This window comes from Anaerorhabdus sp., assembly GCF_036641015.1.
In the GTDB taxonomy this organism is placed as follows: domain Bacteria; phylum Bacillota_I; class Bacilli_A; order Erysipelotrichales; family Erysipelotrichaceae; genus Anaerorhabdus.
The window spans coordinates 1-3,660 of record NZ_JAVWFO010000093.1 but is presented as its reverse complement, the minus strand read 5'-3'; the positions used below and the strand labels follow the sequence as shown (position 1 = coordinate 3,660).

Sequence of the window (3,660 nt, the reverse complement as noted above, 5' to 3'; positions counted from 1 at the left end):
TATACTATAATATGTGTAGTTTTTAAGGAGGCATTTTATGTTTAAAACAATCAAACAGAATTATAAGTTATATTTGTTTGTACTCATATTAGCTATTGGTATGTTCTTGCCTTATATTATCTTAAATAAAGGTATTATATTACAGCCTGGTGACCCATTTGAATTAAACTATAAACTATGGTTAGGTAACTACAATCAAATACGCCTAGGTGAGTTTGGGCAATTTAACTGGTCCCTTGGATTTGGTGCAAATACTTTATCATATGTATTCTATACATTATCGAGTCCATTTTTCCTATTAACATTGTTATTTCCTAAAGAGTTTATACCCTATTCTTTCCTAGTGTATGCAATATTACAACTTTGGTTAGCGTTCATTGCTGCTCATGTATGGTTAAACAAAATTAATAAGAATAACCTTGCTTCAATTTTAGGCGCCTTTATCGTTGCATTTGGTGCATATGGGATCTTCTATCTACAAGCTGAACAGTTTATTAAATGCTTGTTCTTATACCCTCTTGCTTTATATTTTACTGAATGTTTTCTTACTGATAAAAAATACAATGGTTTAGTTATAACTATCGGAGTAATTGGTTTAACACAATTCTATCTCTTATACCAACTCATTCCATTTATTTGCTTATATGCTTTATTTAGATATTTATTGATTAATCAAAAAAATATAAAATTTAAAGAAGTACTATTGTGTGGTACTAAGTTTGTTGGCTGGTTATTATTAGGAATCGCAATAAGCGCAGCAATATTAGTTCCTTGTGCTTATTTAATACTTAGCATGCCTCGTTTTACAACAAATACACTAGGTCTATTCGACCATTTGAGTTTTAGACAAGTATATGAGGTATTTACTAGTCTATTTACTCCAATGTTTCAAAAGCTTGATGCAAATGCCTTTATCGCTTCAAATCAATATGGTTTCTTTGGATGGTCAGGTACTACACCTTTATATTGTTTGATATTGACTCCTTGTTTATTATCATTAATATTCTTTATCAAAGAAAAGTTCAATAGAAATATGTTATTAGGATTTTATGGAATACTTGGATTATTTACATTTTTCCAAATATTCTCATATATTTTCCAGGCAAGTATAGATACCCGTTGGTACTATATGTATTTATTACTAAATGCATATGCAATTACCTATATATCATCGCTTGCATTTGATAATTACTTTACCAAAAAACAATTATTAATTTCATTTAGCGCACCCTTAGTACTTATTCCTTGTTTCTTAGTAATATCTTATTGTTTGAAGTTTAATACAGGTACGATGTTACTAAAACTAGGTATCTCATCATTGATAATGATGTTATTTATTATTGGGTATGCAGTACTATTTATTAAAAAATTTAACAAGAAGATATTAATTGGGTTACTTTCTATTGAAGTTTTATACTGTGGAATACTATTTTATTATTTTAATGATCCAATTAGTTATAAACGATTTGAATCAAATCCAATAGAAAATGATATATCAACTTATTTCCATGAATTAGATGATGGATTTTATCGTGTACTATATGATAGGAGTACATTTACAGAATGGAAAGATGGTGAGGAACACTCTTTAACATTAACCACCGCCAATGAGCCTGTAGCTAATGCTTATCCAGGTGTTGCCTTCTATGAGTCAATATATAACACAAACCAAGAAGCCTTCTTAAATAGGTTTAAAAGTACACATAACATGCCTCAAAATGTAGGTAGAACTAATATATATAACCTATTATCTACAAAATACTGGTACACATTCAATAATGAAACTCCAATTCCTTATGGATATGAAGAAATATATAAAGATGATAACTACGATTATACTGTTTATCAAAATCCAAATTTTGTAGAATTAGGATTTGCTTATGATAAAACAATTAACGCAGATTATTTAGTAACGCTTCCATATCTTGAACAAGATCGTATTATGCAGGAGTATCTTGCTACTCCAACATCAAATAATACAGTTTACGAGATTCAAGATAATATTGAGCTCATCACAACCTTACCAAGTGATACAATCAGAATTTATGAATTTGATGAGCCTGTACAAAATGTAACTCTGTACTTTGAAGTATTTGGTATCCCAAATACTAAAATAACAACTTATTATAAAGATGAAGTTGTAAATGAATATGATATTTGGCAATTTAATTACATTGATATTCCAGTATATCAACCAATAGATAAAGTAATGCTGGATGGTGAGGATATCTATGGTACTGGCACTCAAATTCCTATGTATATATCAAACCATGATAATCAATATTCAAGTAATTTTAAAGAGTTAACAAAGAATCAATTTGAAAATGTAGTGTTTAATAATGATTACTTATCCGGTGATATAACTATTACAGATAGTGCAAAGACCGTATTTACATCTATTCCATTTGATAAAGGATGGTCAGTATATATTGATAGTAATAAAATTGATTATGAAAAAGTTCAACTTGGATTTATTGGTTTTGAGCTAGAACCTGGTACATATCATGTTGAATTTAAATATGAGATACCTTTCTTAAAGGTTGGCATTACCATTTCATTAGTCTCAATTGGTATTTTAGTACTTGCAAATGTACTTAATAAAAGAAAGAAATCAAACGCGCAATAGACTTTAAGTCATCTTTACGATATTATTTTATAGTAAACAATTAGAGGGGGAAGTACCTAATGGATAAAAAATTATTATCTATCGTTGCACCTGCTTATAACGAAGAAGAAGTTATTGAAACTTTTTGTACAACGATTTCTGATCTTTGTGCAAAAATTACAGGATATGATTATGAGATCGTTATCATCAACGATGGATCATCAGATAAAACAGAGTCAATAATGCATAGAATACAACAAGATAACTCACATATAACCTATGTAAGTCTATCTCGTAACTTTGGTCACGAAATTGCTGTTACTGCTGGTCTTGACCATGCAAAAGGTGACATTGTCATTTTAATGGATGCTGATTTACAAGATACACCATCAATTATTCCAGAGATGATTGCAAAGTATGAAGAAGGCTATGACATCGTTAATGCTAAACGTAGTACACGTGATGGAGAAACCTTTTTAAAGAAATTTACTGCAAAAGCATTTTATAAAGTTTTCTCAGCATCTAGTGGAAAAGTAAAAATGCCTGAAAACGTTGGTAATTATCGATTAGTATCTAGACGCGCAGTAGAATCATTTAAAGAACTTCGTGAAACTCATCGATTTGCCCGTGGATTATTCTGCTGGATTGGATTCCCTACAACAGAAATTGAATTTGCTCGAGAAGCTCGATTTGCAGGTAAAACAAAGTATAACTATAAAACAATGATTAATTATGCAATTGAAGGATTAACATCATTTACTGTTGCACCATTGCGTTGGGCAACATATGCTGGATGCTTAGCTATCTTATTTGCAATTTGTTATACGATATATGTATTGTTCATGGTTTTCACTAATGATCCAAACTTACAACCAGGATGGTCTTCAATGACGATAATCATGTTATTCTTTGGAAGCTTACAACTAATATTCTTAGGTGTTATTGGAGAATATCTAGGTAGAATATTTAATGAAACAAAGAATAGACCTCTATACTTCATAAAGGAATATAGTCCTTACTATAACCCAAACAAAAAGCCTCAATAGGCTTTTTTA

Annotated in this window: 2 protein-coding genes; both read left to right on the top strand. The window is 29.9% G+C overall.

From position 1 onward, the window contains the following. Positions 1-37 precede the first annotated feature (37 nt). Positions 38-2,626, top strand: coding sequence for a YfhO family protein (locus RR430_RS09150; RefSeq protein ID WP_332509018.1), 2,589 nt, complete (start codon positions 38-40; stop codon positions 2,624-2,626). A gap of 59 nt (positions 2,627-2,685) precedes the next feature. Further along, a complete protein-coding gene (locus RR430_RS09145) occupies positions 2,686-3,651 on the top strand; it encodes a glycosyltransferase family 2 protein (protein WP_332509016.1) in 966 nt (321 codons plus the stop codon). Positions 3,652-3,660: the final 9 nt, after the last annotated feature.

Excerpts from the sequence above, each read along its gene's own strand:
- RR430_RS09150 (WP_332509018.1), top strand. The coding sequence starts at position 38 with ATGTTTAAAACAATCAAACAGAATTATAAGTTATATTTGTTTGTACTC.
- RR430_RS09145 (WP_332509016.1), top strand. The coding sequence starts at position 2,686 with ATGGATAAAAAATTATTATCTATCGTTGCACCTGCTTATAACGAAGAA.